7 protein-coding genes and 1 tRNA gene are annotated in these 4,443 nt (G+C 45.4%); 4 read left to right on the top strand and 4 right to left on the bottom strand.

Translation table 11 applies throughout. The features are described 5' to 3' along the window. The 3 genes from H6S82_RS20140 to ruvB all read right to left on the bottom strand — a co-directional run. The coding region (locus H6S82_RS20140; protein WP_191056614.1) for a hypothetical protein at positions 1-263 on the bottom strand (263 nt) is incomplete at its 3' end. Positions 264-395: 132 nt separating this feature from the next. Then, complete coding sequence (locus H6S82_RS20135; protein ID WP_190462771.1) at positions 396-992, bottom strand: hypothetical protein; 597 nt, start codon at positions 990-992, stop codon at positions 396-398. 34 nt (positions 993-1,026) lie between these two features. Beyond that, on the bottom strand, positions 1,027-2,118 hold the full coding sequence (gene ruvB, locus H6S82_RS20130) for a Holliday junction branch migration DNA helicase RuvB (protein ID WP_190462773.1): 1,092 nt from the start codon (positions 2,116-2,118) through the stop codon (positions 1,027-1,029). 80 nt (positions 2,119-2,198) lie between these two features. Here ruvB and hisF point away from each other — a divergent pair, with 80 nt between their 5' ends. From hisF to H6S82_RS20115, 3 genes are all read left to right on the top strand, one after another. Beyond that, positions 2,199-2,969, top strand: a complete 771-nt coding sequence (hisF, locus tag H6S82_RS20125) for an imidazole glycerol phosphate synthase subunit HisF (RefSeq protein WP_190462775.1) — start codon at positions 2,199-2,201, stop codon at positions 2,967-2,969. Positions 2,970-3,073: 104 nt separating this feature from the next. Then, complete coding sequence (locus H6S82_RS20120; RefSeq protein ID WP_190462885.1) at positions 3,074-3,286, top strand: hypothetical protein; 213 nt, start codon at positions 3,074-3,076, stop codon at positions 3,284-3,286. 66 nt (positions 3,287-3,352) lie between these two features. Further along, positions 3,353-3,425 (top strand) — tRNA-Ala (locus H6S82_RS20115). A 155-nt stretch (positions 3,426-3,580) separates the two neighbouring features. Here H6S82_RS20115 and H6S82_RS20110 read toward each other — a convergent pair. After that, the gene (locus H6S82_RS20110) at positions 3,581-4,096 is read right to left on the bottom strand and encodes a MerR family transcriptional regulator (protein WP_190462777.1); all 516 of its coding nucleotides are present in this window, start codon (positions 4,094-4,096) and stop codon (positions 3,581-3,583) included. A gap of 167 nt (positions 4,097-4,263) precedes the next feature. On the opposite strand from H6S82_RS20110, the gene H6S82_RS20105 reads away from it, so the two are divergent. After that, the coding region (locus H6S82_RS20105) for a hypothetical protein (RefSeq protein WP_191056613.1) at positions 4,264-4,443 on the top strand (180 nt) is incomplete at its 3' end.

Genomic DNA, 4,443 nt, shown 5'->3' with positions numbered 1-4,443 from the left:
ATACTCGATGGCGTTTCTGTTTCAGTAATACTCGATGGCGTTTCCGTTTCAGTAATACTCGATGGCGTTTCCGTTTCAGTAATGCTCGATGGCGTTTCCGTTTCAGTAATACTCGATGGCGTTTCGCTGACGCTTGATGGCGTTTCTGTTTCAGTAATACTAGGTGGCGCTTCGGTTTGTGCCATCACTGGCGAGATATTAACAAACCCAATTGAAATAGCAACAAGCAGTACAGTCAGTAAAGTTAGAATGCAACGAATCATAGAACGATCGCAAAAGCTAATGTTGTGTTTTGGGCTAGTATGTATGGACTGTTGTCAGCAGTCAGCCTTTACTTACATTACACCATATATAATCGTTTTTTTTATAAATTGCTTTTCTTAACTCTCAACATATTATTTGTAATCGTCATATTTAAGCAATCCTTCCAGCTTGATTTTTTTATTGTATGCCTCCTCTAATGCTTCCGGAGTAGTTGTCAATCCTAACACCAGTGTAATCCCTTCATTACTAATAGTGAATGTATTAATAAACCATTGATTATCTTGCTTAATAATCTGGCCCTTTATTTTAGCTGATTTTTTGGTAAATTTTGCTTGTGCAACATAATCACCGACAATTAATTGGCCAAACTCTTGTTTGTTCAGCCCAGAAACTCCATTACAAATAGCTCCCGTGTAGGACTCCAGTTTACCTATCTGTTGGAAAAAATAATAGAAAACCCGTTCTAATTCTTCAGGCTGCACAGATTCAAGAAATTGTGGTGTAGCTCTTTTCAATAGCTCTAAATAATTCCAGTCTTTGATAATTTCCGAGACAGCAGAATCAACGTAATTTTGTGCATCCAGCCAGATTTCCGCTCCTTGTGACATCATCTTAGCTGCTTTGGGTAGAAAAACCTTCAAAAGAACGACGATCGCAACTACCAAAGCCAGTACTAAAAGTATAAAAACAAGCAAAATCCCACCCAAAGCCGTCAGTAATTCTTTCATAAGTTTAGCCTCTTCTTTATATAATTTATCTCAACTACTTATAACCCATATGTTGCCAAGCAGCTGGGGTAACCATTCGACCGCGAGGCGTCCGCAGCATAAATCCTATCTGCATCAAGTAGGGCTCGTAAACTTCCTCAATTGTTTGCACATCTTCACCAGTTGCCGAGGCAATAGTTTCGATTCCCACTGGCCCCCCTTTAAAATTATCTATCATTACACTCAGCACTTTGCGGTCTGTCCAATCCAAACCGCGAGGATCGACATTGAAGACTTCTAATGCTTCGTCGGCAATTTTTCGATCGATCTTCCCCAGATTTTTCACTTGGGTATAATCGCGTACCCGTTTGAGCAAGCGGTTGGCAATGCGCGGCGTACCGCGACTTCGACCGGCAATTTCCTCTGCTCCTTCGCGATCGATCGGAGTTTTGAGAAGATCGGCACTTCGCAGTACAATCTCTGTTAATTCTTCTGGCTCGTAAAAGTGCAGCCGATGAATTAAACCAAAGCGATCGCGCAACGGCGAAGTCAGCGACCCCACGCGAGTTGTTGCCCCCACCAAAGTAAACGGCGACAGCGGCAAACTGCGAGTCCTCGCGCTCTGACCTTTACCTATCGCAATTTCGACTCGAAAATCTTCCATCGCTGGGTAGAGAAGTTCCTCTGCCATGCGCGTCAGGCGATGAATTTCGTCAATAAACAAAATTTCACCCGGTTTGAGACTCACCAGCAAGCCCACAATATCTCGCGGACGTTCTAGAGACGGCGCAGCTGTGATTTTACAGGTGGTGCCCATTTCCGCCGCCAGGATCAGTGCCATTGTGGTTTTGCCCAAACCGGGCGGGCCGTACAATAGCAAGTGATCCATCGTCTCGCCTCTACCTTTAGCTGCTTTGATGGCAATTTCCAAGACCGTTTTCAGGTCTTTTTGACCGATATAATCCGCAAATCGCTGGGGTCTGAGTCCCTCTTCCAGCTTGTCGGTTTCATCGCTTGTTGCGGTTGGTTGCAGTAAATCCAGTTTTGGCGATGCTTTTGGAGTTTTGCGATCGTCCTTTGACTCCCGACGCTGCTTCGGTTTGGGGTCTGGTTCGATGGGCTGTTGTTTGGAGGAAATTATCGCCATAACTATAAATCTATATTAATTAAATATTGGTTTTCCGATAGTCTCTAAATATCATCACTTGGGGAGCGCAAGACACTGCCATGCTAGCTAAACGAATCTTACCTTGCTTGGATGTAAAAGCGGGGCGAGTTGTCAAAGGCATTAATTTTGTCAATCTCAAGGATGCTGGCGATCCGGTGGAACTGGCGCAGGTTTATAACGATGCCGGTGCGGATGAGTTGGTATTTCTCGATATTACGGCAACTCACGAAGACCGCGAAATTATCATCGATGTGGTATATCGCACCGCAGAACAGGTTTTCATTCCTCTGACAGTTGGGGGCGGCATTCAGTCCTTAGAAATGATTAAACAATTGTTAAGAGCCGGAGCGGATAAAGTCAGCATCAATTCAGCGGCGGTACGCGATCCGGGTTTTATCGATCGAGCCAGCGATCGCTTCGGCAATCAGTGTATCGTGGTAGCAATTGATGCCAGACGGCGACAAGACGGCAATAACCCAGGTTGGGATGTATACGTGCGGGGCGGGCGGGAAAATACTGGCTTAGATGCGATCGCCTGGGCTAAAGAAGCCGAGCAACGCGGCGCTGGAGAGCTTCTCGTCACAAGCATGGACGCCGACGGCACCCAAGCTGGCTACGATTTGGAATTGACCCGCACCATTGCCGAAAACGTGCAAATCCCCGTAATTGCCTCCGGGGGAGCCGGTAACTGCGGTCACATTTACGACGCCCTCACGGAGGGTAAAGCGGAAGCCGCACTGCTAGCATCCCTGTTACATTACGGGCAACTTTCCGTAGCAGAAATTAAAACTTACTTAACATCCCATCACGTGCCAACCCGGGTGCTGTAGCATCTAAGAACTATACACTGAGACAGATTCAGCCCTCGCCACATCCGATCGAGCCAGCCGTGGCATATATTAGAATAGATAAAACTGTTACATTTCGTAAATATATGTTGATTGCTATTCTAATGTTTGATGTGGCTCTAGTGGCTTGGTCGCTGCACCTGATGCAACAGGCATTCGATCGCCAAGAGTTTTCCTTGATGCTCGCCGGTACTTTGGTAGCCATGTCCGCAGCCGCTATGTTGGTAGTATATTTCCTCATCGGAGGCTGCATGGGCTACATAGCCCAGATGAGTCAGCACACCTATCCGCTTTATTAAGGAAATTTGCGGCAAAGGTACTTGACAACATGGGGAGAATTAAGGCAATATAGAAAAGCATCGAAAGGGGCTATAGCTCAGTTGGTAGAGTGCTTCAATGGCATTGAAGATGTCAGCGGTTCGAGTCCGCTTAGCTCCATACTTATGTAGACATTACTCTAAAGGCAGGTTACTGAGCGTATCGATCTTATATTTAGTTTTAAGGAGATCGCTGTTTATTGTCTGGCGTGGTTTAGGTGGTACATTACTCAGGAATGGTGACTATTTAATAGCATAAGTTGGGGAGTGACTGCTTTATGCTGCTCTCGAAGGTTTGGCTTTAGCCCGCTGCTTAAAGCTCTCAAAATCGACTGCCTGGGATTTTTCTGCCGCTGTCCATATCTCGTTAACAATTTCAGACAAGGGAGGAATTACCAGCAGGACGTACTGACCGACATCTTTGCTTTTGTTCCCCGCCACTCTCAGAACTGAAGGCATCTTCTCAGGAAAGTCTGTCCAATCTGGCTGAACCCAGAATACATCATCATCAATAACAACCAACTGTTTATCGCGCAAACTGTCGTCAAACCCGCTCTCGTCTAAGAATTTGATAATTTTTCTCACTGTTTGAAGGGAAATCTCTTGCCTCAGATTTTTGATCGCCCGAATTTCTAACACCTGTTCCCAAGTGTAAATAACCGTCGGCTTTCGGGACGTGCCAATTCTGTGGGGTATTACCAGTTGCGATCTTTCCAGGTATTGCAGGCGATTCGAGCTTGTCCCTGTTAGTTCCTGAGTTTCCCGTCTTGTAAAGCCTTCTATGATAGCCATTCTGTTATGCAGAACCTTATGTATTACTTTTTTGACGAAACAGAATACGTTTTATTAAACCTTACCGAAATTGTAATACAATTGAGGGAACGTAGCAAAGTAGCAAAAAACTCTCAGGTAGCTTGTAGCCTCATTGTTTTAGACGCTGATGCAGCTTCAACAACAGTATGCCGAACTCTGGATTACTTGAACTAGCTCACGAAAAGCTCTATTGGCCTTCCCCAGAGCAGGTTATGGAGCCAACTGGTGCTGGGCCAAGTATTTATGCAAGGCTGGCTAGGGAAAAACTGGGAAGAACTATAAGAAATCTTTCAGATAGTGCTGGTGTAGAAGTAGGAGTACTGGCA

Source organism: Planktothrix sp. FACHB-1355, from assembly GCF_014748295.1.
Lineage (GTDB): Bacteria > Cyanobacteriota > Cyanobacteriia > Cyanobacteriales > Aerosakkonemataceae > Aerosakkonema > Aerosakkonema funiforme_A.
This window is presented reverse-complemented; position numbering and strand designations above follow the sequence as displayed.